Source organism: Candidatus Melainabacteria bacterium, assembly GCA_003963305.1.
Taxonomy (GTDB): domain Bacteria; phylum Cyanobacteriota; class Vampirovibrionia; order Obscuribacterales; family Obscuribacteraceae; genus PALSA-1081.
Map to the genome: position 1 here is coordinate 57,116 of RXJR01000005.1, position 26,020 is coordinate 83,135.

The following is a 26,020-nucleotide window of genomic DNA, read 5'->3' on the forward strand; positions in this document are numbered from 1 at the left end:
GTTCACACCGCAAGATGCTAGCTCAGGGAATGCCAGTTAACCATCCCCATAATCTCACGCACTTCATAAAGCGTCTGCTTCGCTACTTTGCGCGCCTTCACGTTGCCGTGCTCGAGAATTTTGAAAACCTGATCGGGGTCTTTCGCCAGCGTCTCTCTGCGCTCTCTAAAGGGCGCAAATTTCTCGTTGATGATCTCGCCCAGACGAGACTTGCACTGAACGCAGCCAATCTCAGCGTTTTCGCACTCTTTCTTGACTGTCGCTTGCATAGTCTTGTCGCTGAAGACTTTATACATCGGCCATGGCACTTCGCAGATATCTACGTGTCCCGGGTCTGACTTGGCGATACGAGTGCGATCGGTGACCATTTGCTTCACCTTCTTCTCGGTATCAGCAGCGGTGTCGGCTATTTTTATATCGTTATTGTACGACTTGCCCATTTTCAAACCGTCGATGCCCTTGAGCAGCGGCGTTTCAGTGAACTCCGGCTTGGGCTCCGGTAAGTAGTTAACGTCGTAGGTGTTATTGAACTTACGAGCGATGTCTCGAGCAAATTCCAGGTGCGATTCCTGATCTTTGCCGACGGGAACCAACTCGCCTTTAAATGTGAGAATATCTGCAGTCATCAAAACAGGGTAACCGAACAGCCCGTAAGTGACTTTGTCGCGGGCTTCTGCCTCATTTGCAGCAAGCATCCTGACCATGTCTTTCAAAGTCGGCTCGCGCTCGACCCAATTTTGAGGAGTCATCATGGAAAAAAGCAGATGCAACTCAGCTATCTCAGGAACGGCTGATTGAACGTATACGGTTGATTGTTCGGGGTCGATGCCGACTGCCAACCAGTCGAGGGCAATTTCCCAGATATTGGCCTTTACTTCACGCGTATTTGCTTTGGTCGTCAACGCATGCCAATCGACGATTGAGAAGTACGATTCGTATTGACTTTGAAACTTCAACCAGTTGATTAAAGCGCCAAAATAATGTCCGAGGTGCAAGCGCCCCGTGGGGCGCATTCCAGACATTATTCGCTTGCTGTTTACCGCCGAAGACAATTTTTAGTTGCGACCTTCGCGCGACTTGGCATGATTCGCAATAGTTTGTTTGACCAGCTCTTTTTTGCGCTCAGCTTTGGCAAGACGGCGCTTTTTCTTTTCGCGAGCATTGTACTTATTGGTCACGGAGACCTCCTTACATCAATCTGAATTCTAGATGGAGGGAGAATATACCATTATTTGAAGGCAAAACGCTTCTGTTCGCGCGTCAATGTATCGAGATCCTCTTCAGTTACGTAACCATTTTGAAGGAAAAGGGCGCTCAGATTCTCCCCTTGCTTCTTAGCCAGAGCTGTCAATTCTCTTAATTCATCACCTGTGATCCGGCGCCGCTGGAGCAAGTACTGATCCAGCTCCACCCGGCCAAGCAGCAAATCAGCAGTTAACGAAATAACCGGGTCTGCAGACTCGATGTAACCACGGTCCAGACAGTACCGATAAGAAGATAAAACCGCCGCAGGAGGGCGATTTCCTTCACTGATAACAGCAGTTAAGGCCTTGCCGGCCTCTACATCGAGCAAAGTTTGACGTCGCAGATGGTCCAGAGACGGATTCGTAAGAGCCAACTTTCCAAACTGAGTCTGTTTAAACGTGGCCAGCAAAAGACGCTCAATATCCATACTCACAAGCGGCAAGCTGGCGGTTTTGAGCCGCGAAGCCTCCTCGATGGCGGCCATCTCGGCCTCGTCTGTGACCAGTTTGGCAAAAGCATTATTTGTCGCTAAGGGCGGCACTCCCGAACGAGACATCAGGTCTGCCTGCGGGTCGCTGTTATTTGGCAAAGCAGGTCTGTTTGTATCGATGCCTGACTGAGATGGCGAAAACATTGACGGCGGTGTGGGCGATGCACTGTATGGCTGAGGCGGACGAGCGGGCGCGCTGAAGTCGGTCTGACCAGTCGCAGGAGAAGGTGAAGGGGCTGAAGAAGAAGCTGTTGGCGTCGGTGCTGGCGTCGGTGAAGGTTTCGAAAAAGAATCTATAACCGGAGCCGCCTGCGATGTCGAATCGAGCACCTGATTTGGTGCCGCCGACTGCGGTTGAGTACGATTGTTGTAATCGGAGTAGTCATTAAGTGCAACAATAGCTTCCTCCAGTGCGCGCTGATTCGCCGCCTGAGAAGTCAGTAAATCGCGCAAGGGCACCGGCGGTAGGGTCACAGCCGAGGGATTCGGCAACTGCAACTGACCGGGTTGATTAGCCACAGAGTTGGCATCGCGCTGACCCGGAGCGCCAGCGGTTTGTGCTTCATTGCTTGTCTGTGCTGTCAAATCATGAACTTGCTCCGGACTGAAAGCGGGGCCGGAACGCGTCGATCTGACGCTTTTCGCACGCAACCGCGCTTCCATCGAAGCGCGCACCTGCGCCATATCGACTTTAGGATTGATGACCGGCTGTGGTATCGTACGCGGTGTCAGATCCGTTTTGAAGGAAGTGGAGACGAAAGCATCCTGAGCGACTGCATCAGCAGCCTCTTGTGTGAGAGCGCGCGCCGCCTCGTGAGCGACATTGGCAGCGGCAGCCTCTTGCCCGCCTGTAGTCAGGAACCTCTGCACCGTGGCCGGGCTGACACCAGCCTCTTCCGGCTCGATGCCAGGCTCTTTGCCATCTTTGCTGCCAGGACGCATGACTAGAATCGATTTGGTTGCCACCAGCCTGAATAAAATGCCAGTTGCTTTGACGAGATCGAAATTGAATTCACGGGAAGCCTGACGCATCGTGCGTCCGGATGCAAACCATCCCAAGACCATAAAATCGTCGCGTTCGAGCGGCTGTTGCTGAACCGTGTCTTGCCATTCCGGTGTGCCGAAAAGTTTAGAGGCGATCAACACTGAATTCAATCCGACATTCTGTTCGTTCAAGAAAGAACTCTGATCCGCAAAAGTTGCCGTCGGTTGAATTTGAAATTGCAAATTCTTTTTGATTTCAATTTGCGGATTGAGCAACTCCACACCGAAAGCGCCATCCTTCCAAGACAGAAACTCGCACAGGGCATCTTCACCCTCGAGCAGTCCATAACTCGAGGCAGTCACCGCACCTTTGCAAACGAATATCTCACCGGCATGATTGTTCGATGTAACTTTGACCCGATAGCTCTTGTTGATTTCAGTGGCCAGAAACTGCAGGAGACCTGGCAGACTAACGTCTCTGAAATTGCCTTCTAACATAAGTCATTAACCGTGAACATCACTGCCGGATTTTCTTGTCGACTGCTGGATACTTGAAGCGGTTCTTCGGACGGTGTCGGTGAAAGCGGGACACTACAATCATCATAGACGCGCCACCCACCCCATCGGCTTACTCTACATGAGATTTAGGGAATTTTACAAAACTTAATCTACATCTTGACTGACAGAGAAGTTGGTGAACTGGGTAAATACGGAGTAGGTTACACTCGAACTTTTACTATCGGGGTTCACGACGTTGGCTTCAAAGGTACGGGAAGAATTGACAGACGAATGGGCGGAAGCGGCTTTTGAGGAAGAAGCAGCCGCTGCAGACGACACTGAAGAGCCTGAAGCGGAGGTAGCTTCTCCCAGCGAAGGTTTCACTGAAGATTCCGTACGTCTTTATCTGCGCGAAATTGGTCGCGTCAAGATGATCAAGCCGGATGAAGAAATCGAATTGGCCAGACGCATTGCCAAAGGCGATCTCGATGCTAAGAAGAAGCTGATTCAAGCCAATCTTCGCCTGGTAATTTCAATTGCCAAAAAATATGTCAATCGAGGTTTGCCATTCCAGGACCTGATTCAGGAAGGCAATCTCGGCTTGATTAGAGCGGCCGAGAAGTTCGACCACACCAAGGGTTTCAAGTTCAGCACTTACGCCACCTGGTGGATCAGACAGGCTATCAGTCGTGGACTGGCTGATAAATCGCGCACAATTAGAGTGCCAGTGCATATGGTTGAGTCCATCAACAAGTTGAAGAAAACCAGCGCTCGGCTAGCCCAGGACCTTGGACGCAAGCCAAATGAGAGCGAACTAGCCGCTTCAATGGAGTTGCCGGTAAACAAAATCCAGGAAATTATTCAAGCCGACAGAGAGCCCGTCTCAATGGAGATGCCTCTAAACCGGGATGAAGAGACATATCTTGGCGATCTGATCGAAGATAACGAATCAGCTCGACCAGACTCGACAACAGAAGAAGAGTTGATGCGAGAAGATCTCAACCGCATGCTCAGCCAGCTCACACCAAGAGAAAGAGACATCATGCACTTGCGCTACGGTCTTGAAGATGGACGGCAAAGAACGCTGGAAGAAGTGGGTCGCCTGTTCAATATCACACGTGAGCGTGTCAGACAGATCGAACACAAAGCATTCAGAAAGCTGCGTCAGCCAGCCTGGTCGTCTAAGTTAGTCGGCTACCTGGAAGACTGAGTCTGAGTTCGAAAATACATGGAAAGACCTTTTGATTGAAAGGTCTTTTTTTTGCAACTCTTGCGACTGCCTCACATGCCCCGAAACCGGTCTGCAACATCCTTGCTTTATTAGACACATTGTCTTATACACAAATAACAGGCTTGATAGGGTTATAGTTGGTGGTGATGCGACAGCGGCTTCGCTTGCTGCCGGAATTTGTTCGAGGAATCTTCGTGACGGAAGCGCAAGCACTAGCACCTGACCAGTTGACTAAGCTAGTCGATAACGGCGAGCGTCAACAATTGAGAATGTTGCTCAACGAGCAACATCCAGCCGATCTGGCCGAGTCTTTTGCAGAATTAGACGCTCCCCACAGGCTTTCATGCTTCCGACTGCTGGATTTAGATAACGCCTCTGCCGTACTCTCCGAGCTGGAAGTCGAAGATCAGCGCGAACTTCTGCACGACTTAGGCGAAATAGGCGTTGTGCCTATCATCAGCAAAATGTCTCCTGACGACGCTGTTGACTTGCTGGCCGAACTGCCCAGAGAACGAGCCAACGCAATTATCAAACAGATGACCGACATGGAAGCGGCAGAAGACATCCAGGAGTTGATGGCCTTCAAAGATGACTCCGCCGGCGGCATCATGTCAACCGACTACCTTGCGCTTGACGCGAAGATGACTGTCGAACAAGCTCTTGCCTACTTGCGCGAAAAGTATGAGCTGTTGGAAGAAGAAATTTATGACGTTTATGTGGTCGATGAGCGAGAAGTTCTCGTTGGTCACGTGACGTTGAAAGAACTGTTCACTGCCGATCCCGAAGCTCTTGTCGAAAGCGTCATGGACGACAAGTTCATCAAAGTAAGCACCGAGACAGACCAGGAAGACGCGGCAGAGAAATTGAGTCGCTACGACTTGATGACCTTGCCTGTAGTTGACGTGCAGGGCAGACTGCGCGGTATCATCACCGCCGACGATGTCATCGACGTTTTGCAAGAGGAAGCGACGGAAGATATTTATCAATCTTCCGGTATCAACCCATCCGGCGCGGAAGAAGGTGAAGTGCTCACCTACAATGTCAGCCGCGCCTTTCAAGCACGCCTGCCCTGGCTGCTCGTGACACTTTTGATCGAGTCGGGTTCGGCGACTGTAATCACTCACTTCGACGACGTGATCAGACAGACAATCGCTGCAGCATCGTTCATGCCACTACTTTCAGGAGTGACAGGGTCAGTGGCCACGCAGAGCACCTGTATTATCTTGCGTGGTTCGGGTCTGGACCAGGTGAACTGGAAGGTCTTCAGTCGCAATGTTTTTCACGAAATCAAAGTCGGCATGATGCTCGGCTTGACTTGCGGTCTGGCAACCGGTCTAATGGGCACACTGTTCAATCAGCAGCAACACAATCTCGGTCTGGTTGTGGGCATTTCACTTTTTGTCACCATGACTGTCGGTGTCATCATTGGCACCTCAATGCCGTTTCTATTCGAAAAGCTCGGCGTCGAGCCCGCCCATGCAAGCGGTCCGTTCATCACAAGTATTCTTGATGTTTGCACGATGTCTATTTACCTCTCTATCGTCCACACTTGCTTGAATTCATTGCTCTAAGGAATAAGAAAAATGGAGAAAACAAAACTAGATCCAAACGCTCAGCTGCTCGAGAAACGAAATAAAAGCCTGGCTGTGGATCCGGCCGTCAAGAAAAAACGGCAAGAGCGTGGAGTAATGATGGCGCGAGAGCGCATTGAGGCGCTGGTTGATCCGGGCACATTCATGGAACTGGACCGTTATGCGTTGCATAACTGCTCGAACTTCGGCATGGAGAAGAAGAAAGTAGTGGGAGACGGAGTTGTCACCGGTCAGGCAATGATCGATGGTCGCCCCGTATACCTGTTCGCCCATGATGGCACCTTCCTCGGTGGCGCACTGGGAGAAGTATTCGCCAAGAAAGTTTGTAAAGTAATGGACCTGGCAAAGCAAGCCGGCTGCCCGGTCATAGGATTGAACGAGAGCGGTGGTGCGCGCATTCAAGAAGGTGTCGCTTCCCTGGCCGGCTACGCCGACATTTTCTATCGCAACGTCGCCTGCTCTGGAGTGATTCCACAGATTTCAATAATCTACGGTCCCTGCGCCGGAGGCGCCGTGTACAGCCCAGCCGTCACTGATTTCACAATCATGGTGGCAGACCAGAGCTACATGTTTATCACCGGACCTGAGATCGTCCGCACCGTAACTGGTGAAGAAGTAAGCTTCGAAGATCTTGGTGGTGCCCGCGTACATAACCAGAAAAGCGGTGTGGCACAGCTTCTCGCCGACGATGAAGAAGATTCGTTCTGGCTGACTCGCAAATTACTTTCATACCTACCGAGCAACAATTTAGAAACGGCGCCTTCATCAGCCGAAGATGCATTCGAGCCAGAGAACGCAGCCGAGCTTGATTCTCTTGTTCCGTCTGACCCTTCCAAGCCATACGACATGCATCAAGTGATCAAACGTATTTTCGACAGCGGCGAATTTTTCGAAATTGCTCCTATGTTTGCCACAAACTTGATCACAGGCTTCTGCCGGCTGAACGGAATATCAGTCGGTGTCGTCGCCAATCAACCACAGTCATTAGCCGGTACTCTGGATATCGACGCCTCAGTGAAAGGGGCGCGCTTCGTTCGGTTCTGTGATGCCTTCAATATTCCAGTCATCACTTTTGTCGACGTGCCGGGTTATCTGCCTGGCACCAAGCAGGAGCACAACGGCATCATCAGACATGGTGCCAAGTTGCTTTATGCATATTGCGAAGCGACTGTTCCCAAGCTGACTGTGATCACCCGCAAAGCATATGGTGGCGCTTTCGATGTAATGGGCTCGAAAAATGTTGGCGGCGATTTCAACTTTGCCTGGCCAACTGCAGAAATTGCCGTGATGGGTGCCCAGGGTGCCGTCAACCTTCTATATAGGAAGGAATTAGAGGGCGATCAGACCGATAAATCAAAACGTCTGGTTGAGGAATACAAAGAACAATTCGCCAATCCCTATGTTTCAGCCGAACTCGGTTATGTCGATGATGTGATTCTGCCGACAGAGACGCGCAAAGTATTGATTGCCGCTTTGCAAGTACAGCAAAACAAACGTGTCGAACGGCCGGCTCGAAAGCACGGAAACATTCCGCTCTAGGATTTGCCCCGATTCTTCACAGCCAGGTCCGGATGCACCAGCCGTACCGGTTCGGTACTATCTGCGGCGGCATGATCGAGTTGCACGAGGTCGACTTCCAGAAGATCTATCGGCATCAAGAGCGGTTCGGGCAAAATGGACTCGAATCGTCCGACAGGATCTGAAGCTCCAGTCAAGTCTTCAACAATCTTTAAAACATTTTCAGGAAACGGTTTGGGATAAACAAGAAACACCCCTGACAACGTGCCGCTTTTGGCACGCAATTTTTCTGCTCTCTGCTGCAAAGCTTTGACCGAATCCTTGAGCCGGCGCTCACTTTCATTATCGGCTGCCAGCACCGCGTCAGGCTCTGCAACACAAGCCAGTAGAACCGGACGCCCTTTGCTGTCCCGAAAGTGCAAATCGAAATAAGGCAGATCAGTCTTGCTGAAAAATCCCTGCTGCAAACGGTGAACAGCGACGTCGTTGACACGCGCAATCGACTCCCAGAGCAGTTTCTGGCGATTGTACAGTCCGGTGCGGTGGGCCAGCGAGAAAAACTCGGTGAATATGTAGCGAACGACGGTCTCGATCAGCCGCGGGCAATCACCATCGCTCTCCACCTTGATACTTGACGTGGCCGCTTGCAGGTCAATCGGTGTGCTGGCGCGAGGCTGCATCACAACCGAATTCAAAGTGTGATTGGAGGGGTTCTCGTTTGTGATGGAGAGCTTGTAAGTGGCTGAATTGGGCATAGTTATTATTATTGATGATGCCTTTAGCGAGCGGACGTTCGTGGTACATCTATGTTACGGTCAAATCGGCTTGTCCGGTAAAAATATGGAGGCAAAAAAAACATTCAAAACCCATTGGATCAGCTGATTAGCCCTAAATCATGTAAACTGAAAGATAGGCGTCTTGGCGGTTTGTAACTCGTTCGAGGCTCGTGCACTGATTGCTGCCCGGTCTCAACATGGAAAACGAGTGCGGTACGGGGAAATTAGATCTGCTTTTTTCCGGTTGTGCTGCGCACAACCTATAACCAATGGGTAGAACCAAGATAGGGTGTTTTTTCTGCATTTCGATTCACATCGAAAGGACTTATCAGTAACAAATGGCTATCCTCCCCACCCGCAACAATTACCAGCAGTCAGCATCGACTGTTCTTGTCGACCTGAAAAAAGGTGATACATCGAAACGCAACGACTTCGTCTGGATGTATCAGGACCGATTTTATGCCATCGCATACATGGCAACCGGCGACCAGAACCATGCCAACGAGCTGACGATCATGGCTTTCCAAAACGCCTTTGGAGCGCTCAAGCAAGTCAACCCCAAACAAGTCTCAATGGCTATCTGGGATTGGCTTTCACAGTTTATCGTCGACGCCTGCGCTGAATATCACTCGCAATACAGTACCCCCAACAACAGCAACCCACGCACTGACCCCAGTGCCGACGGTTCAGCCCAGATGGACTGGGAAACGACGATCATCCTCGGAGTGCAACGCGTAAAGCGCTGTCTGAATGCACTTCCTGAAGAACAACAAAAGGTTTTCTTGCTGCGCCACAACTTCCAACTAAACTATGACCAGATCGGCGCTGTTTTGAATCAAACCCCTGAAAACGTTATGGCTTGGTTATTCCGGGCGCGAGTTCAGATCGTCAAGTGCTTAGGTCGAGGTTAACTCAAGAGAGTCCGGTATACATAATGAATTGCAGTCGTTTTCGATTCCTGATCCAACAAAGATTTGACATGGACATTGCGCCACAAGACGAGCGCATGGTCGGTGCTCATCTTGAATCATGCGAATCGTGCGCCAAATTCCACCACCAGCTGCAACAAGTGATTATGGCTGCAGAAGAGGTGCCACTGCCAGAGGATATGTCACCTAATCCGCCAGAAGCGCTAGCTCGGAGCATTATGGAAGGTTTGCCACAGCCTAAAGCCAACCCGTTCGAGTTCATCACAAAGCTTTTCGCCAAGAAAGAGAAGGAGCTGCCCACTACAGTCGATCGCAACGCTTCCAAATTTCCTCACGTTAACCGTGGTGGCGCGCAGCCGGAAGAAGCACTGCAAGCGTCCAAGCCGACCAGCAAGCAACGCGAAGAAGACCACAGCGGCACATCCAATCGCCTCAAAGCTCTCTCGAAGGGTCCGATCGAAAACCGCGAAGCCCAGTCGACAACGCGCTCTCTCGGTGAAAAATTAGGTTTTGCGGCGCCTCCCGGCGGCAGCCTCACCGACGATCAACCACTGACACTGGCTGAGTCGATTAGACGCAAGATCTCTGAGAAACCGGCAGAAGCCGACGACCAACAGCAGCAAGAAGAAGAAGAGTCTATGGCACCGCCTGCGCCACCACAAGCGGCTCAGGTGGACGACAGCTGGGGTCGAGCACCGGCCAACATGGCTGCTCCTCCAAACATTCCCGGTGCTAAACCGCAGCCAGGACAGCCCGGTCAGGCCGAACAACCAGTGCTCGGGTCATGGGGCAAACCATCACCAATTGACAGCTCCAACAGCTGGGGCGGACAACAAAACGCAGCCGCACAATCGATGTCGCGAGACGACTGGAACTACGACACAAATGCCGCACCGGGTGGCCAACCGATGCAGGCCCAGCCGCGCGGCAGCAGCATAGACCCATTTGCCGCTCCAGGTCAGCAAAGTAACAATCCTAATATGCAAGCGCCATCGGCCGAATCATGGGGCGGATGGAACGATTCTGCGCCCAAAGGTGCAACAGGAAACGAAGCTGAATCAGACTGGGGCCCGCCACCTGCAGGTGGTGCATGGGACGAGCCTGCTCAAGAGTCAGGTCAATCATGGGGCGGCGGAGCGGCCAACAAAGCAGCCACTCCTCAACCGCAACCTCAGGGACAGATGAGTGCAAGCCAGCTTGGTGCCAGCCAGTTTGGCGCGAGCTTAATGGAAACAGGCATGATCAAGCTTGGCGATCTCGGCATGCAAGCCGGAGCTAAACCGCAAGCAGCATCACCGGCGATGCCGGCGCCTGGCACCACCAATGATACTAATACAGCCTGGGGCGCCAGCCCTCAAGCCGGTCCTGGACAGGGAGCTGCTGCAGATCCCTGGGGCGGATCGGGCACAGACAGCTGGGGAGGCTCACCAGCGCCGAATGCCTGGGGAAGCGCTCCAGAAGCCACGGCAGCAGGAGGAAATCAATGGGGAACCGCGCCCGCTCAAGGAGGCGGCGGCAACCCACCTGCAGGTGATTGGGGCGGACCAGTATCAGACAGTTGGAACGGCACACCGGCAGGACAGGACTCGTGGGGTCAATCTGCACCGGGCCAGGGTTCGAGTTGGGACCAACCTGCAGGCGGCAACCAACCAGCCTGGGGGGATGGAGCCGACTGGTCGCAAGGTCAAGCCAGTCCACCACAGGCGACGCCTGAACCCCAACCGCAGGGTGGATCGAGCGCACAGGCGGCAGCGCTCGGACGTGGCAGACAACAAGCCTGGTCTCTCGAAGCAGAGCAAGTAGAAACGGGCACCTGGAGAGCCTTCGCTCCAAGCGGAGAAACTCTAAGCAGTGGCGCAGCTCAACGACCAGCCTCTGGCAACCAACAGTCTTTCGCTCCGCAACAAGATGAACAGAGCCGCTGGGATATTCCTATTCAAGATCGCATCAAGCAAAGCGGCACCAATATGCCAAACCCGGCAGCATCGACGCCGGCAGCAGCATTCGGCCAACCCAATCCTCCTGCACCTGCTCCTGTTGCACCACCTGTTCCACAGCCGGTCAAGCCGCAAGAGCCTTTGTTGCCGTCAGACAACCCCGCCCCCACGAAGAGTGGCTGGAATTTTCCTGTTTACGAAGCTCCAGATCAACTAACAACAATTCCGGCCGAACCCAAAGTATCCAACTCCTGGGACAGCCCCGCTCCTGCTCCGGCTCAATCACCAGTCGGTTTGACTGGATGGGGTGAGCCGCCACCACCACCGGCACCGGTACAGCCGGAAACAAAAGTGTCGGGAGCCTGGGATATGCCCGTTGCTCCGTCATTCTCACAACCGGCACCGCCGCAGCCTGCGCCGGCACCGATGCCCGGGCAGCCGGGTGGATCGGTACCAGTCGATTCCATAATGGATCGTCTCGGCAACGTACTGAACAACAACGAAGCGGCCAGTGCTACTCAACAAACTGCCAGCTCCAGTCAGTGGGACATCTCTATTCAGGAACGGCAGCAACAGGCAGCCGCGGCAGCCGCGGCAGCCGCAGCAGCTGCTGCTCAGCCACCTCAACAGCCTGCTACCGCACCGTGGGGACAGGCGCCGGAAGCCAGTGCACCGCCTGCGATACCAGGTGCAGCTCCGTCTTGGGCAGCCGCACCGCAGGCAGCGCCAGCACCTCAGCCAGCTCCAGCGACAGGTGCATGGGATGCTCCACCAGCACCTGTGGCACCCGGACCCAATCCATTCGCTCAGCCCCTTGCGGCTGCCAGTTGGGATAATCAACCGAACCAGCCTGCTCCTTTGAACAGCTGGGACGCCCCTGCCAGTCAACCGGCCCCTGCAGCTAACAGTTGGGATAGCCCCGCCGGTCAACAAGCACCGGCCGCAAGTGCCTGGAACACGCCGGTAGGGCAATCAGCACCAGCAGCCAGCGGCTGGGATAATCCAATCGGTCAACAAGCACCAGCGGCAGCCGGATGGGACAATCCGGTCAACCCAATGGGCGCTCCGAACCCGATGGCGGCTCCGAACCCGATGGCGGCTCCAAGCCCGATGGCGGCTCCAAACCCGATGGCAGCTCCAAGCCCAATGGCAGCTCCAAGCCCGATGGCAGCACCAATGGCTTCTCCCTTCGCAGCTCCAGCCAACCCGGTCGCAGCTCCAGCCCCGATGCCGCAGCCGGCTGTCGCGGCAGCTGTCGGCGGTACGGCACCAGCGCCAGGTGGACTGTTCCAGAATCTCGACGATAACGCTATAGATAGATTGTTCAGCGAGAACCTCGGTGTCAATGATACCGGTGCCGCTGCTGCAGCTCCGGTCCAACAAGCACCAACACCAGCCTTCACAGCTCCTCGCTGGAATCCCGGTGAAAATGGTGGCACAGCAGCACCGGCTCAGCCTTCTTTCAGCGCCCCTCCGCAGCCCTTTGCTGTGCCAGGTCAGGCACCGCCTGCTGACGCAGGTGGACCCAAAATATCACCGATCACACCACGCAATGCTGCACCTCAGGAGCCGCAAGCTCCCGGCGTGGATCGTCGCAACGCTGCACCATTTGCCATGCCGGCAAGCGCACCGCAGACGATGGCACCCCCGCAGCCTATGGCCTCACCTTTCGCCCAGCCTGCACCCGCACCAGTCGCAGCTCCAGTTGCTGCTGCACCCGTAGCGGCAGCACCGGCAGCGCCGAAAAATGGTTTGTTCGACCTCGATGATTCAGCCATGGACGAATTGTTCAGTAAAAATCTCGGTGTCAACGAACAAGCGATACCGTCCAACCAGCCTGCACAGCCAGCGGCTGCTCCAGTTTTCCAATCACCACCCGTGATGGCACAAGAACAGCCTGCACCGCCGGCCAATCCTTTCAGCAGACCGGCACCGCAGCTGGGCGCTCCGCCAGCAATGCAAAACCCATTCGCACCACTGACCACTCCACCGGCCCAGCCAGTGCCGGCAGCGCCGCCTCAGGCAGCGCCAGCGTGGGCACAGCAACCGCCTGCGCCGCCGCAGGGCATGCAGCAACCACCGCAGCAAGGTGGATTGTTCTCGATAGACGACAGCATGATCGATAAGATATTCGCTGACAATGCTGCTGCTGCTCAACCTCAGCCTCCACAGCCTGTTGCAACACCGCAATTCAACGTCAACGAAGCCGTGAAAGAAATGGCTGACGTAGCACAAAACGTACCGCCACCTAAGATTGCAGGCGTCGGCAGACTCGACCCACGCACAGACAGCTCAGCCGACAGTGGCTCAGGCAGAATTGCATCAATCGGAAAGTTCTTGCTCGACCAGAAAGACCTGGAAAAAATCGGCAAGCTCACCGGTTCAGACTTGTCTGAAACGAAGATGCGCATTTTGACCATGGAAGCCGCGCAAGAACTGCAAACATTGCTGCAGCACATCGGCACTCAAGAGACAGTGATCGGTTCAGTTATTGTCGGACACGACGGCTTATTGATCGCCAATACAATGCCTCCTGATATCGATGCCGAGTCAATCGGGGTCTGGGCACTCGGACTCTACATGAGCACCGAAATGGTGATCAAGAAAATGGGTCAAGAGAGAGTTCACCAGATCGTATCGCGCACACCCAAAGGCTACGTTGTCATTGCCGACTTCGGCGGCGGTTTGCTTGTCACCGTCAGTGATGGCACTGATACTGACTCACTGATTCCGCTGATGCGCAGCATCACGCAGTTGGTTGCTCAGTAAGCGGCAAACTAGGCGTAATTCAATATGTACTGACAGATAGTGCGCACACCAAAGGCGGTGCCACCTTTGTTGCACTCGTCGCGATCTTTATCCAGCCAGCCTGGTCCTGCTATATCTAAGTGCGCCCATGGCTTGCCGTCTACAAATTCCTTCAAGAACATGGCGGCACTGGATGAGGCAGCCTCGCCCCGCGAGCCGGCGTTTTTCAAGTCGGCAATGTCGCTTTTCAGGCTGTCTTTATACTCGTCATAGAGAGGAAGCTGCCAGAGATTTTCACCGGCATCCTTGCCGGCAGCAATCAACTTGTCTACAAGTTCCTGGTTGCTGCCCATGATTCCCGCAGCAACTCGGCCCAGGGCTGTCACAACCGCGCCTGTAAGCGTGGCCAGATCAATCATTTCGTCCACATTCTGGCGGCTGGCATATGTCAGGGCATCGGCAAGAACAAGTCTGCCCTCAGCATCAGTGTTGTTCACTTCGATGGTCTTGCCATTCATTGAGATGAGCACATCTCCAGGATGCAAAGCATTATTGCCCGGCATGTTCTCTGTGGCGGCAATCAAACCAAGCACCGAGACATTGGGCTTCAGATCACCTACCACCTGCATGGCACCGAGAACAGCGGCAGCACCTGACATATCGTATTTCATATGTTCCATGCCTGCAGCCGGTTTCAAGGAGAGACCACCGGAGTCGAAGGTGATTCCTTTACCAATGATGGCAACGGTTTTCTTTGATTTCTCAGCATCGTACTTGAGCACGATGAATTTGGCCGGCTCATCAGCGCCCTTTGCCACTCCGAGAAACGCTCCCATGCCCAGCTTCTCAATTTGAGGCGCATCCAGGACTTTGCAAGAAAGATCGTACTCTTTGGCGATTCGCTTAGCCTCTTCGGCCAGCTTGGTTGGTGTCATATATGATGCCGGCTCAGCAATCAAGCCGCGCGCCAGATTAGTGGCTGCTGCAATCGTATCACCGACAGAACAGGCTTTGGAAGCCAGTTTCGTTTCTTTAACACCGGCAAAAGAGAGAGTCAGCTCAGTCTTGTTTTTCTTCTCGTCTTTTTGCGATTTATACTTCTCAAAACTGTAACGACCGAGATTCCAGCCCTCGACAAGCGCTTTCAAATGATGTGCTGTTTCTGCTTCTCTGTCACTGCCCTTCTCAGACGCCGAAGCTTTCTCTAAAGCAGCCTTTGCCGCTGGTTGCGATTTCTTTCGCTTCTTCGTCGAGTCTTCATGTTCTGTCTCTTGAGCGAAACGACCGACGAAACAGAGGCTCGTCATTGTGGAGTTGGAGAAGCGGCGAGCCATGTTGGCAGCAATTTTCCTGCTTACACCAGGCTTAAAATCCTTTGAATTTCCGAGACCGACCAAAACCAGCTTTTTGCAAGCGAGATTGTCGTATGTCGGCAAACTGACAACTTGTGAAAGCTTCCCCTGAAAAGACTCATGCGAGGCGGCTTCCACGATACTAGCGGCAAAATTGCCTGAACCGTTAGCCAGACTCTGGTCAATACCGGCTATTACGTTTCCAAGGTCTTCCCCTTGAAAGACGCCGACAACGATGACGTCGCTTTTGATTTTAGAAAGAGCTGCAGTTTCAAATTTGTATTTCATACCTGATTCCAAAGAGGTAGGCGACCGAGCGAGAGCCATGCAAGTTCACGCCCAGGCGTTGAGGTGACTATCTAAGCTCGAGCTCAGACAGTAGGGTCATATTATCCCGCAGTTGATCTTAAAAGTTAAGTCGTATTTCCGTTGACTACTTTTGCAACAACGTTGTCGACTACGCTCGGTTCAATTTGCCTTCGGCAATAGGCCAGGTATGCTTCCATCCAGCGCCGCAATTCTAGTATCACCGCCGATACCGGTGCACCGGAGCTTTTCACCTGGCTGAGGTTGACACTGACACGTCCTTCATTATCAATATGAAAGCGACTGGAAGCGGCAGAATCACCATGTACGTAGTGGAGACTGGCTTGCAATAAGGCTTTGTTGTCATCGCGCCCGATCGTCTTTTGCAGTTCCGCAACGATGCGCTGAAATATCGACAGCGGTCTGAATAAACTCGCCTGCTGCACATTGACCAGTCTGTGTTCCAACAGAAGCTGCACTGATTTGACAATCGAGTGACCAGGCCACTTATCGAAAGATTTGATCACTTCGTCTAAAGTTGACAGCCCGTCTATCAGACTGACGAGTTCGACAATCGCTTTTTTGTCATTTTCAGTGACTGCCGACTCATCCAGGTATTTAAGCGGACGAGACTCAAGCTTATACCAGAGTGTCTCGAAATTCCAAACGCGCTCCAGAATCGTATTACGACCACCTGGTAGAGTGCCCAGAACCTGATTGACCTGATCCTGGAACAAAGCGGCATCAAGCAAAATACGGTCAAGCGGATGCTGCAAACTGCAGGTATCATCCAACTCTTGCGAGACACTCTTATCGCGGAAAACGAAAATGCCTTCGGTCCAACTGACCAGGAATTCTACGATAGCGTCATAACCGCGCAACCGATTCATTCTCGCATGTGTCGGTTTGCCGTTGACGAATGAAACGATGAGCGCCTTGTCGCGATTTTCTACAGTCAAAAGTCCGGTCTTTTTAGCAGTCGAAAATGATTGCAGCAATCCAGCCGTGTCGATTGCGCCCAGACTTCCAATCATGGAATCGCGCATGGTCTCGATGTTTCGAGAGTTCGGATCATCTTCGGCTTTTTTGTGATAGCCGCCATAGAGATACTGGTCGTCAAGCAAAACTTCCAATTCTCTCGTGTTCAAATAACCGGCGCGCACCGCCAGTAACCCCAGATAACTCTTCTGTCCGCGCCCCAGCCCCTGCTCGGATTGCCGCTCCAGAAGCTCCTGCAGTTGGCTCTCAGTCAAGATTCCAGCCGCCACCATATATCGACCAAGACGAAATGCTTTGCGATTGTGATAGCAGTTAGCAAGGAATTGAATACGCGAGAAAATCGGATAAATCAAATGCGCAGATTCGAGCTCTTGCATGATGCGCAGCGTTTCGTCGGCGGGCAAGTGGTGCCGGCTTTCCAACAGCCTCGTCATCGACTCGACAGAGGAGTAATCGTCTATGACTTGAATCACCCAACTTTGCGGTGCAGGCAAGGCAAATGTTTCCTTGACGCGACGACCTTCTTCCGTCAACACAGGCGTAGACGTGAACAAAATATGGTTGGCGAGAGTACTGCCGCCCCCGCGTAAACGTCGTCTATCCAGACCAGCTACTGTCGCGCAGACGTAATCAGCGAGCATCGGATGTCTGGCAAAAATGCCGAACGGACTGTCGTAAGCGTTGAAAGTGAGACCGCCTCCCGGGTCATCTTTAGTGAGCGTAATGGCGCCATCTGCTTTGACGAAGAGCAAGACGCCCTGGGGTTTCAACAGACGCTTGGCATACAGGCTAAATTTGACAAGCGCTTCCAGTGGTAACGAAAATCCAGTCTGCATCAAGTCGATAATCAAACCATCGAATGCTTTGCTGCTTTCGACGAGGCGTTCCAACTCAGCAAAAAGAGTCTCGCGATAAGAATACGTGAGAAAAGAAAGTGTGGAGGCAAAGTAGTTTTTTTCCTCAAGAGATTTCTCTTCTTGAGGAATTGTCTTAGTTTGCGGCAGGTCGGACTGATAAGACGTCAAAGTATTTGCCTGATTTGTTCACGTCAGAATTTATATTCCCATTAATATGCCAGATTCCCTGACTCCGTCAGGTATTTAGAGGACAAATACCAGAATTTAGGTAAATCGACAAAGCCCCTCCGCAAGTATCTCAAAACAGGCGGGTGGAGTGGCCAAATTGGCAAAAACAACTTATTTATTGGACTCTTCCGCTTTAGAATCAGCCGCCTTTTCAGTAGCCGGCAGACCACCAACCAGCTTTTGAGCGAGCGGGTCGGGCGGAGCAATAAAGAGCGCTTTGACAGCCCACTGATTTTTGACTTTGCCGATGTCCATAATCAAATCGTTTTTCTCGAACGTCATGCAACGATAGCGGAACGATCCGTTGCCCGGATTGGCCATGGCAATTATTTTGAAAGGCAGACCGGCACTGCGATTGAGACCAATGTATTTGGGAATGCTAATCAACCGGGGGTCGGCCAACCACCCCTTCGCCAGGTCTGAATGGCCTTGCTGGACGGCTTGAATGAACTGAAGAGCTACGAGTGCCGGACCTTCTTCATTGGTTCTGGCATCAAGCGAGTAATGCCCCTCGACAAAATGCAAAACAATTTTGTATCCGGAAGATTGCGGTTGAGGCTTGCCGGCCGCAGTTTTAGCTCCGCCGACAGTGAGAACCAGGTCATTTCCTGAGAAAGAGGCTTTTCCAACCAGATTTTGGGTCAGGAATGGAGGAATAGACGAAAAAACCTCGCCCGTTTCTGTCCACTGCCCTTCCACATTTTTGTAGCCCTGCAGCCAGACTGCTCCAGAACCACGCATGTTTCCAGTCAGAGTGAGCGCATGCGCACCGGTGGCCAGGTGTGCGTCATTGAGAACAACTCCGGCAGGAATCAGGAGAGCCTGAGCATGCGGCACTGTGGTCACAACGACGTGGACTGGCGCTCTTCTTCGACCAGCCGGGCGCGGTGCCGGCGCCGAAGTAGACTGAGACCACTGCAGGAGCACGTTTTGACTATCAGTAACTTTCGGAAAAGCCCAGAGGCGCGCACCTTCGCCGTCAATGACCGAAACACCGACCTCAGACAGCCCTGGATAAGAGGCAAGAATGGCTGCCGCAGGAGCTTTCACCGTAGCAGGTTGGGATAAGATTTCGCGAGCCACCTTCCAAACGCCCTCCCACGAATAGGCGTCGGGTTTGGCTTTGTATTGCTTAACGGCTGCAGCCAGAGCAATTTGCCTGGCCACGGCAGGATTGGCTGCAGGATCGAGCGACGCTGCACTTGAGTCAGCGGCCGGGTTGGCAGGAGCAGCGGCTTTTGTCGCAGGCACGGCTGCTTTTGTAACGGCAGCATCTGCTCTGGCAGCGGGTTTCACGGTTTGTGCACAGGCGGGTAAAAGTGAAAAACCGACTGCTAATGCCAGACATGCTGACGAAAGTGTATGTCTGATCGGTATAGTCATTATCCTCTCCCAAATAGCCAAACTAAAGTGCCGGCGCTGTTTTCATCGCCAAAGGTGATTATACTAACCGCCGCCGTGGCGTGCCTGAGAAAAGTGCAAAAGTAGCGCAACCGCTCGCCTTAAAAGCAGCAAAGTTTCACATGTGATCTTACGAAGAGCATGCGCGAAATACGCTAAATGCCGTCGAGAGCATGGGAATCCTCCCACTATTGCTTTGACTTGCCCCAAACCTTTATGTACATTGATTTCAGCACAACGGAACCCGCAAGGAAAACATGTCGAGATTCGCTTTCAATCCAGAAATGAGCGCCGGCGCCAACTTCACTCCATCAGGTGGCGAAGCGGCTGCAGCCTCAGCGATTGACGTTCACCGCGCCGCGGTTTTCCAGCCCAACATCGAGTCGCATGTGGCTGCTGCCATGCCTGCAGCTGAACAGAGCATCATGTCTGCAGTACAAGCAGCCTCGCAGCCGATCTCACCGTTGATTCAGATGATCATGCGCATGCCCGGGCAGATTGGGCTGCTCAGTTCAATGTTCGAGGCACTGGGCAACTTCCTCGTTGGTCACGCTAACTTGCTGGCCGGGTTCGATCCATCAATTCTGGCTGGCGCCCACTCGGCGATTACATCGATGCCGGTAGGCGAGCACATGGGTATCAGCCTCAGCTTGCTGCCCAACACTGCACCAATTCTGCAAAACCTTGGCATGGGTGGTCTCGGCACCAACGGCGCAGACATGCTCGGCGCTGTCGGTAAAAACGCAGCAGGTCAATTCAACACACACGACATTCTTAAAGATAGCGTTGCTTTTCGCGATCAATTGAAAGTTTCAGGCTCACTCGATCTCAATAAGCCTCAGTTCGAAACTGGACGGTTAAGCAGCCAGATCGATGGACTGAGTGGAAAAGGCGATGCTCTGTCCGGTCCCGCCATGAGAGAAGCCAGCTCGGCCACACACCTTTCCGGAGCGAACAGACTCTTCGGCGATCGCCCGGTCGCCCTCACCTCGCATTCTCCGATGGCTAACCCCACATCATCAGTCGCATCAGCTCAGACTGTTCCTGTTTCCGGCCAGGCGCCCAGCTCTTTGAATGTCAGCTCAAGCAACTTCACAAGCGATATGTCCGCCACAGGTGGACTGAGCGACGCTGCGCCGGCTGCCAGCGGCGCGCAGAACGTCGGTAATTTCAACATCGGTCAACTGGGACGATCCGCTGTAGATTCGAGCACCGCCAATGGTGTCGGTCCATCAGGAGCGATTGGAGATCAATTAGGCGCCAATAAATACATCGCTATGGACAAAGGCGTAGCCACCTTCCATCCCACCCTTGGAACACCTGACGCAACATCCGGCTACGACGCCAGTTACCTGCAACATCAAACACCAGCCGACACGGCTGCTTCGCACAACCTCGGCGGATTGAAAGCAAATCAGCTTTCACTCGATAGCGTAACGGGCAAGACACATGTCGCTCAACCTGCTGCCGCGCATGCTGCACCGGCAAGCCATGCAGCTGCTCCTGCACATTCAACAGCCAGTCATCCCGCCAGCGCGGACGCAAAACCAGCAACAGAGCATGTCGCTCATGCACCGAAACATGTTATGGATCATATCGGTCATCAAACTGCTGGTTTCTCGCACAACCATTCCGGATTGTTGAGCGGTCGAGATGGCATCGCGCACGTTCACCGCGCCCCCGCTCATGTCGAGCAACCACGCATCGCCGCCCAACCTCAACAAATGATCAAACCGGTCGGCGCTACAAACGCATCATTCGAGCAAGCCGCCGTGCCAAATCAACAGGTGGTCGCTGATGGTTCACAGATGCAGCAAGTTGCTGACGGCTCACAAATCGCCGATGGTTCACAGGTAACCGATGGCACTCAAATCGCTCAAGCAGGAGACGCATCACAAATTCCTGCCGCAGGAGATGCTACTCAAGCGGCTCAGGCTGCGCCCAGCACCTATACGATCAGGGCCGGAGATTGCCTCTGGAATATCGCCAAAGATCAACTGGGTGCACCAACACGCTGGTCCGAAATCTACAAGATGAACACCGATGTACTGGGATCGAATCCATCGATGATTCACCCTGGCACCACCATCAACTTGCCGGGTGGAGGCTCAGATATAGCCTCAGCCGGAGCTGAACATGGAACTTATATCGTCAAAGCTGGAGACAATCTCTGGGATATCTCCAAGCACGTCAACGGCGATGGCAGCAAATGGGGCGAAATTTACAACCTCAATAAAGATATCATCGGCTCTAATCCGAGCTTGATCATGCCGGGACAACACTTGCAGTTGCCTGGAACAGGCGCAGAAAGTGCCGGCACGCTCGCTCAAGCACCGACCGCGGCAGCTTCGCAACAACTCGCCAGCGCACCTCAGATGTCCTCTGCTCCAAGCGGTGCCCCTACCGGCGGTGACTCACTGCGGATGGAAGGTGGCACACCAATCAATCCAGATGGCTCAATCGCGCAAACACCAGTACAAAGTTATTCACCGGCCGAAATGCAAGCTCAAACACCAGCAGCGGCGCCAGAAACGGCTATGGAAGCTCCGCAAGCTCCAGCAGCTCCGGTTCAGACCGCCCCAGTACAGGCTGCGGCACCGGCACCACAAGCAGCTTCAACCCCAGTACATCTTGGTGGACCGGGAGCAGCAGCTGCCGCCACGCTGCCACCACAGCCAACTCCAGCAGAGTTGCATCAGTTAACAGCACCGAAAAACGATGTGGTTTCTTCCAACCTGACAGCGGACCTGGCCCAGTTTATTCGCAAGACAAAATAGATTCCCTGTTGACTGCGCCTCAAAGTTTGCACAGGTCATACGCAGCGGCTTGAACGCTCATTTCGTCTGCCAGCTTTCCGTGTGATGATGTCGTCAGAATTTTGTCCACGCCCTGACTCTTCCAGTCGATGTCTGACTCGGCCATTGCCGGTACAGCCCAGAGTTGCTTACCGTAAAGCTTGCACAACTTTGCCAGTTCACCAAGTGCCTTACCACTCATTGACTGGTCATCCAGGCAGCCTTCGGCGGTAATTACAACGTCGCAATGCCGAATCTTTTCTTCTAGATTCATCACTGACGAAAGCCATGAAAAGCCTGAAATCATTTCAGCGCCAAGAGCGATACTAACACCAAATGCGGTGCCACCAGCCGCGCCTGCGCCGGGAGAATCTTTGCATTCCCTGCCAACTTCGGCTTCTAAAACCTGCGCCAACTGAGTCAATCCATCATTCAGAAGTTTGACATGCTCTAGTCCCGCGCCCTTTTGCGGACCGTATACAGCTGCCGCACCATAATCGCCTAACAACGGATTATCAACGTCCACGGCAACTTTGATCGACGATACACCACTGGCATCAATCAACCTTTTCACTTCTTTCAGATTGCAAGACCGCACGGAACTAAGGTGCTCTCCGCCTAGCTCCACAGGCTGCCCGCGCTCATTCAAGAACTCAGCTCCGAGAGCAGTAAGCATACCGGCGCCACCATCAGTAGAGGCACTACCGCCCACGCAGACGAACAAATACTGCGGCCTGGTTAAAAGTGCATCGCGAGTAACCTGGCCTAAACCATAGGTGTGAGCCTGAAGCGCATTCAGTTTGTTGTCGCGCAAGAGCGTGGCCAGCCCGCTTGCGCAAGCCAGCTCGACAACGGCAGTCTGGTCGATGTGCAGCCATTTGGCACGCACAGGTCGCCCGATCGCATCTACAGTCTCAACATAGTGGAACTCCCCGCCTATTGCAGCATGCAAGGCATCTAAGGTTCCATCACCGCCGTCGGCTATCGGTGCCATAGATATCTCCGAAGCGGGCAAAGCCTCGCGAATGCCTCGCGCGATAGCTTCGCAAAGTTGCAGTGCCGAGAGCGTTCCTTTATAAGCACAAGGACTGACAAGAAACCGCAACTTTTCGCCCTCCGCGTGTAAACTAAAGCGTCAATATGATACTTTGTCTACTTGAGGACAACAACGCTGCTGCATTTTCCTGGGAGGTACAGCTAAGGAGCCTTGATGACGCTGTTGACCAACCCGAAAACAGGCTCGCACATTGTGCTGTTTGATGGCGTCTGCGGTTTGTGCGACAGGTTTGTGCAATTCGTACTGCCCAGAGATTCGACAGGGAAATTTCAGTTTGCCTCACTGCAAAGTGAGTTTGCAGCGACTCTTTTGAAGAGCTGCAACATCCAGGCAAATGACCTGAATAGTATTATTGTAGTAGCCGATTACGGTCTACCCACTCAACGCTGGTTCGCAAAATCAGACGCAGCAGCTTTCGTCTTGAGCAACTTAGGTCCTGTCTGGTCGGTAGCAGCTCTGTTTAAGTTCATGCCGAAAGTAATCAGGGATTTCGGATACGACACGGTTGCCTCTAACCGCTACAAAATTTTCGGCAAACATGACTCATGCAGGCTGCCGGATGAAAGTTCGCGAGAACGGTTCATAGAAGTTTGACGACGCCGCCGGATTTTCTTCAGGCACTTGGACCATCGCCACTGCCTGTAGTACCATCCGAATCACTGGACTGAGGTCTTACGATGTTAGGTCTTCCATTCACCTCTGACGCCAATCTCATCGGGCTGAACATATAGAGCGCCCCTAGAGCAAGCACACCGAGTATGAAACCAGGAAGAATGTAGCCTAAATCCAATTTGGCGGACTTGTGGTCGACTTTGACCCCCTTGCTGATCAGTTGATCAACCAGTTCCTGTTTGATTTCAACAGGCATCACGACCTCATGCTCTGGTTCGCCTGAAACTTGTATCGCCAGAGCGTTCGTTCCATCGATGACATCTACGTGGCTGATTGTACTGACTTTATTTTCCGCCATAAGAGCAGCAAGTTGGGAACAGCCAAAGTCCTTGCCGCGTTCTTTTTTTCCACTAAACTTATCGTTCACCCAATCCATCAAATTGTCGTGAATGACCAACGGCACACCGCTAGCTATGACCTGTTGAATCAAACCTTTGCGTTCTGACTCTTTAACATCAACCAGCTGGTGCACCTCTTTGTCGGCAACTTTTACGTCAAAAAGCGGTTGGCCGTTAGTAATGTCAACTGACTTAATCGCATCTTTTTGACAATCAAGCATCTTCTGAAACTGCTCAACCGTCATTTTGTTTTCATCCGCCAATACAGCAGAGTTGCAGTTAAGCAGCAATAGGAGGAGCAGCAAAAAAATGTGTTTCACAGAAAGCTCGCCTGCAGATTGTTCAGATAATTCTATCGCACTCAGACGGTTAAAAGGCACCCCTTCATTCTAGTTGTAGGTTTGAGAGGGCTTTTCAAAAAATTTGAGCGTTTAATGCAGAAACACGTTTAGCTTAAGCAAGCGAGTGGCAGGTAAGTAACAGAGGAGTTGCACGATGCGATTAGAGCAGTGCAACATTGATTCTAAGCCCCGGGCCTTGCGTCCGACTGCCCCGATAATAAAAACCTGATTTTTAGAGGACTGTAACCCAGTTACTCCTTCTAACGCACCACATATGGCGCCATCGTATTCGATGACGCCATCTGTGTTTGTGTGCTTGGAAAGAAATTGTGCTTCAATCCCCACCATTCATGTTCGTGCAGAAGGCATGGATCAACAATGGTGTCCATTAAAAACGACCTCTGGAACGGACTGAGCAAAGATCATAAGATGTGGCGAAATCAATCAGGATTCGCCAATGTCCATAAAACCCAAATCACAGCCCGCACTTGAAAAGACTCATCCCAATCGACTTCTCGGTCTGATCGCAATCGGGATTTTGCTTTTTGGCAGTCCATCGCTTGCTGCGAAAGAGCTGGCACAAGATGCTTCCGTACAAAATACCTCTGTACAAAACGCTCCGGAACAAACTACATCCACACAAGCAGCGCCTGCGCAAAATGCGACTGCTCAAGATACATCGAGACGGGAAGGAAACGCCCTTGAACGCATAAAATGTGTGGAAGATGGTCCACTCTCAAAACAATTGCATCTCCCGCTTTACGAGTGGATACCGAGGAACGCAGAGCCGGATGGTATGGTTCTTGCTATTCACGGGCTGACGTTGCACGGCAAACGTTATGAAGTGCTGGGACGAGCTTTCGCCGCAGAAGGCTTCTACGTCTGCGCCCCCGATATGCGAGGCTTTGGGCGCTGCTACACTGACGAGAAAGGAGAGTTCTCAGTCGATGGTGAGAGCAAGCGACGAGTCGACTATGAAAAGTCCTTTCAAGACATCGTTGCTTTAGCAAAAGCTATGAAGAGCGCCCATCCCAACATTCCGCTGTTTGTCATGGGTGAGAGCTTAGGCACCGCTGTTGCAATTAAGCTCGCTGCGGATCAACCAGATCTCGTCAGCGGTCTGCTACTGTCCGGTCCTACAGTTCAAGTCAATCCTCTTATGTTCATTCATCCAGAGAATATGCTGGCAGCCTCGTGGGCACTTTTGATTCATCCGCGTTTCAATATGTCCACATCGAGTTTTGTCAGAAACCTTGTGTCAAATGATCCCGACATCGTACAAGAGCTGTTGAATGATCCTCTCTGCCGAAAAGGACTAACTGTAGCGGAGTTGCTCAAAACTAAAAGATTCGTCAGACGCACACTGGCTAATGCATCAAAGATTAGAGTGGGAATGCCAATGCTCCTTATACAAGGCAGTGAAGATAAATGCATGGTACCGCGTGCGGTGACGCGACTGATGGGCAATGTTCGCTCATCCGACCAGACGGCGCGATGGCTATATGCCCACGGGCACTTGCTTCTCGAGACAGCCTATCTGCGACCAGCGACACTTGATTCAATAGATGCCTGGATTAGAGACCAGAGCCCTGCGCATGTTCAAGAGATGACAGCAATCAAGGAAGAGATTTTGCAGGTTGGTGGGAAGCCTACTCGGGACTAGGAAGGCGCGCAAACCAACGAGAGAGAGCGCATCTATGTCCAGAGAATTATGCCCCAAAGCAAG

General features: G+C 52.7%; 16 protein-coding genes. 8 read left to right on the top strand and 8 right to left on the bottom strand.

Annotation, left to right across the window (positions count from 1 at the left end):
* Nucleotides 1-17: 17 nt before the first annotated feature.
* Together trpS and EKK48_07260 are read right to left on the bottom strand one after the other, a co-directional pair.
* A complete protein-coding gene (gene trpS, locus EKK48_07255) occupies nt 18-1,022 on the bottom strand; it encodes a tryptophan--tRNA ligase (protein RTL44075.1) in 1,005 nt (334 codons plus the stop codon).
* A 206-nt stretch (nt 1,023-1,228) separates the two neighbouring features.
* Nucleotides 1,229-3,217: a DUF4388 domain-containing protein gene (locus EKK48_07260; GenBank protein RTL44076.1), complete on the bottom strand. Its 1,989-nt coding sequence runs from the start codon at nt 3,215-3,217 to the stop codon at nt 1,229-1,231.
* Nucleotides 3,218-3,647: 430 nt separating this feature from the next.
* Here EKK48_07260 and EKK48_07265 point away from each other — a divergent pair, with 430 nt between their 5' ends.
* From EKK48_07265 to EKK48_07275, 3 genes are all read left to right on the top strand, one after another.
* The gene (locus EKK48_07265; GenBank protein RTL44167.1) at nt 3,648-4,427 is read left to right on the top strand and encodes a sigma-70 family RNA polymerase sigma factor; all 780 of its coding nucleotides are present in this window, start codon (nt 3,648-3,650) and stop codon (nt 4,425-4,427) included.
* A 167-nt stretch (nt 4,428-4,594) separates the two neighbouring features.
* Nucleotides 4,595-6,019, top strand: a complete 1,425-nt coding sequence (gene mgtE / locus EKK48_07270) for a magnesium transporter (GenBank protein RTL44077.1) — start codon at nt 4,595-4,597, stop codon at nt 6,017-6,019.
* A 12-nt stretch (nt 6,020-6,031) separates the two neighbouring features.
* Nucleotides 6,032-7,579, top strand: coding sequence for an acyl-CoA carboxylase subunit beta (locus EKK48_07275; GenBank protein RTL44078.1), 1,548 nt, complete (start codon nt 6,032-6,034; stop codon nt 7,577-7,579).
* Here the strand turns inward: EKK48_07275 and EKK48_07280 are convergent.
* Nucleotides 7,576-8,313, bottom strand: a complete 738-nt coding sequence (locus EKK48_07280; protein ID RTL44079.1) for a hypothetical protein — start codon at nt 8,311-8,313, stop codon at nt 7,576-7,578. The genes EKK48_07275 and EKK48_07280 overlap by 4 nt on opposite strands.
* Nucleotides 8,314-8,672: 359 nt before the next feature.
* On the opposite strand from EKK48_07280, the gene EKK48_07285 reads away from it, so the two are divergent.
* Together EKK48_07285 and EKK48_07290 are read left to right on the top strand one after the other, a co-directional pair.
* Entirely contained in the window at nt 8,673-9,245 is a 573-nt protein-coding gene (locus tag EKK48_07285) for a sigma-70 family RNA polymerase sigma factor (GenBank protein RTL44080.1), read from the top strand.
* 68 nt (nt 9,246-9,313) lie between these two features.
* Entirely contained in the window at nt 9,314-13,969 is a 4,656-nt protein-coding gene (locus EKK48_07290; GenBank protein ID RTL44081.1) for a hypothetical protein, read from the top strand.
* 8 nt (nt 13,970-13,977) lie between these two features.
* On the opposite strand, the gene EKK48_07295 is transcribed toward EKK48_07290, so the two are convergent.
* The 3 genes from EKK48_07295 to EKK48_07305 all read right to left on the bottom strand — a co-directional run bounded on the left by EKK48_07295 (nt 13,978) and on the right by EKK48_07305 (nt 19,073).
* The gene (locus EKK48_07295) at nt 13,978-15,627 is read right to left on the bottom strand and encodes a leucyl aminopeptidase (GenBank protein ID RTL44082.1); all 1,650 of its coding nucleotides are present in this window, start codon (nt 15,625-15,627) and stop codon (nt 13,978-13,980) included.
* Between the two features lie 86 nt (nt 15,628-15,713).
* Nucleotides 15,714-17,630 carry a DUF4388 domain-containing protein gene (locus tag EKK48_07300; GenBank protein ID RTL44083.1) on the bottom strand — a complete coding sequence of 639 codons (1,917 nt, stop codon included), beginning with the start codon at nt 17,628-17,630 and terminating at the stop codon, nt 15,714-15,716.
* A 171-nt stretch (nt 17,631-17,801) separates the two neighbouring features.
* The gene (locus EKK48_07305; protein RTL44084.1) at nt 17,802-19,073 is read right to left on the bottom strand and encodes a hypothetical protein; all 1,272 of its coding nucleotides are present in this window, start codon (nt 19,071-19,073) and stop codon (nt 17,802-17,804) included.
* A gap of 275 nt (nt 19,074-19,348) precedes the next feature.
* Here EKK48_07305 and EKK48_07310 point away from each other — a divergent pair, with 275 nt between their 5' ends.
* Nucleotides 19,349-21,868 (top strand): LysM peptidoglycan-binding domain-containing protein, encoded by a 2,520-nt coding sequence (locus EKK48_07310; GenBank protein RTL44085.1) that lies wholly within the window; start codon nt 19,349-19,351, stop codon nt 21,866-21,868.
* 19 nt (nt 21,869-21,887) lie between these two features.
* Here EKK48_07310 and EKK48_07315 read toward each other — a convergent pair whose 3' ends face one another.
* A complete protein-coding gene (locus tag EKK48_07315; protein ID RTL44086.1) occupies nt 21,888-22,991 on the bottom strand; it encodes a glycerate kinase in 1,104 nt (367 codons plus the stop codon).
* Between the two features lie 105 nt (nt 22,992-23,096).
* Here EKK48_07315 and EKK48_07320 point away from each other — a divergent pair, with 105 nt between their 5' ends.
* Nucleotides 23,097-23,537 carry a DUF393 domain-containing protein gene (locus EKK48_07320; GenBank protein ID RTL44087.1) on the top strand — a complete coding sequence of 147 codons (441 nt, stop codon included), beginning with the start codon at nt 23,097-23,099 and terminating at the stop codon, nt 23,535-23,537.
* Nucleotides 23,538-23,556: 19 nt separating this feature from the next.
* Here the strand turns inward: EKK48_07320 and EKK48_07325 are convergent, their stop codons facing one another.
* The gene (locus EKK48_07325; protein RTL44088.1) at nt 23,557-24,198 is read right to left on the bottom strand and encodes a hypothetical protein; all 642 of its coding nucleotides are present in this window, start codon (nt 24,196-24,198) and stop codon (nt 23,557-23,559) included.
* Between the two features lie 553 nt (nt 24,199-24,751).
* Here EKK48_07325 and EKK48_07330 point away from each other — a divergent pair.
* Nucleotides 24,752-25,957, top strand: a complete 1,206-nt coding sequence (locus tag EKK48_07330) for an alpha/beta fold hydrolase (GenBank protein ID RTL44089.1) — start codon at nt 24,752-24,754, stop codon at nt 25,955-25,957.
* The last annotated feature ends 63 nt before the right edge of the window (nt 25,958-26,020 follow it).

Excerpts from the sequence above, each read along its gene's own strand:
- trpS (RTL44075.1), bottom strand. The coding sequence starts at position 1,022 with ATGTCTGGAATGCGCCCCACGGGGCGCTTGCACCTCGGACATTATTTT.
- EKK48_07260 (RTL44076.1), bottom strand. The coding sequence starts at position 3,217 with ATGTTAGAAGGCAATTTCAGAGACGTTAGTCTGCCAGGTCTCCTGCAG.
- EKK48_07265 (RTL44167.1), top strand. The coding sequence starts at position 3,648 with ATGATCAAGCCGGATGAAGAAATCGAATTGGCCAGACGCATTGCCAAA.
- mgtE (RTL44077.1), top strand. The coding sequence starts at position 4,595 with ATGCGACAGCGGCTTCGCTTGCTGCCGGAATTTGTTCGAGGAATCTTC.
- EKK48_07275 (RTL44078.1), top strand. The coding sequence starts at position 6,032 with ATGGAGAAAACAAAACTAGATCCAAACGCTCAGCTGCTCGAGAAACGA.
- EKK48_07280 (RTL44079.1), bottom strand. The coding sequence starts at position 8,313 with ATGCCCAATTCAGCCACTTACAAGCTCTCCATCACAAACGAGAACCCC.
- EKK48_07285 (RTL44080.1), top strand. The coding sequence starts at position 8,673 with ATGGCTATCCTCCCCACCCGCAACAATTACCAGCAGTCAGCATCGACT.
- EKK48_07290 (RTL44081.1), top strand. The coding sequence starts at position 9,314 with ATGGACATTGCGCCACAAGACGAGCGCATGGTCGGTGCTCATCTTGAA.
- EKK48_07295 (RTL44082.1), bottom strand. The coding sequence starts at position 15,627 with ATGGCTCTCGCTCGGTCGCCTACCTCTTTGGAATCAGGTATGAAATAC.
- EKK48_07305 (RTL44084.1), bottom strand. The coding sequence starts at position 19,073 with ATGACTATACCGATCAGACATACACTTTCGTCAGCATGTCTGGCATTA.
- EKK48_07310 (RTL44085.1), top strand. The coding sequence starts at position 19,349 with ATGTCGAGATTCGCTTTCAATCCAGAAATGAGCGCCGGCGCCAACTTC.
- EKK48_07320 (RTL44087.1), top strand. The coding sequence starts at position 23,097 with ATGACGCTGTTGACCAACCCGAAAACAGGCTCGCACATTGTGCTGTTT.
- EKK48_07325 (RTL44088.1), bottom strand. The coding sequence starts at position 24,198 with ATGACGGTTGAGCAGTTTCAGAAGATGCTTGATTGTCAAAAAGATGCG.
- EKK48_07330 (RTL44089.1), top strand. The coding sequence starts at position 24,752 with ATGTCCATAAAACCCAAATCACAGCCCGCACTTGAAAAGACTCATCCC.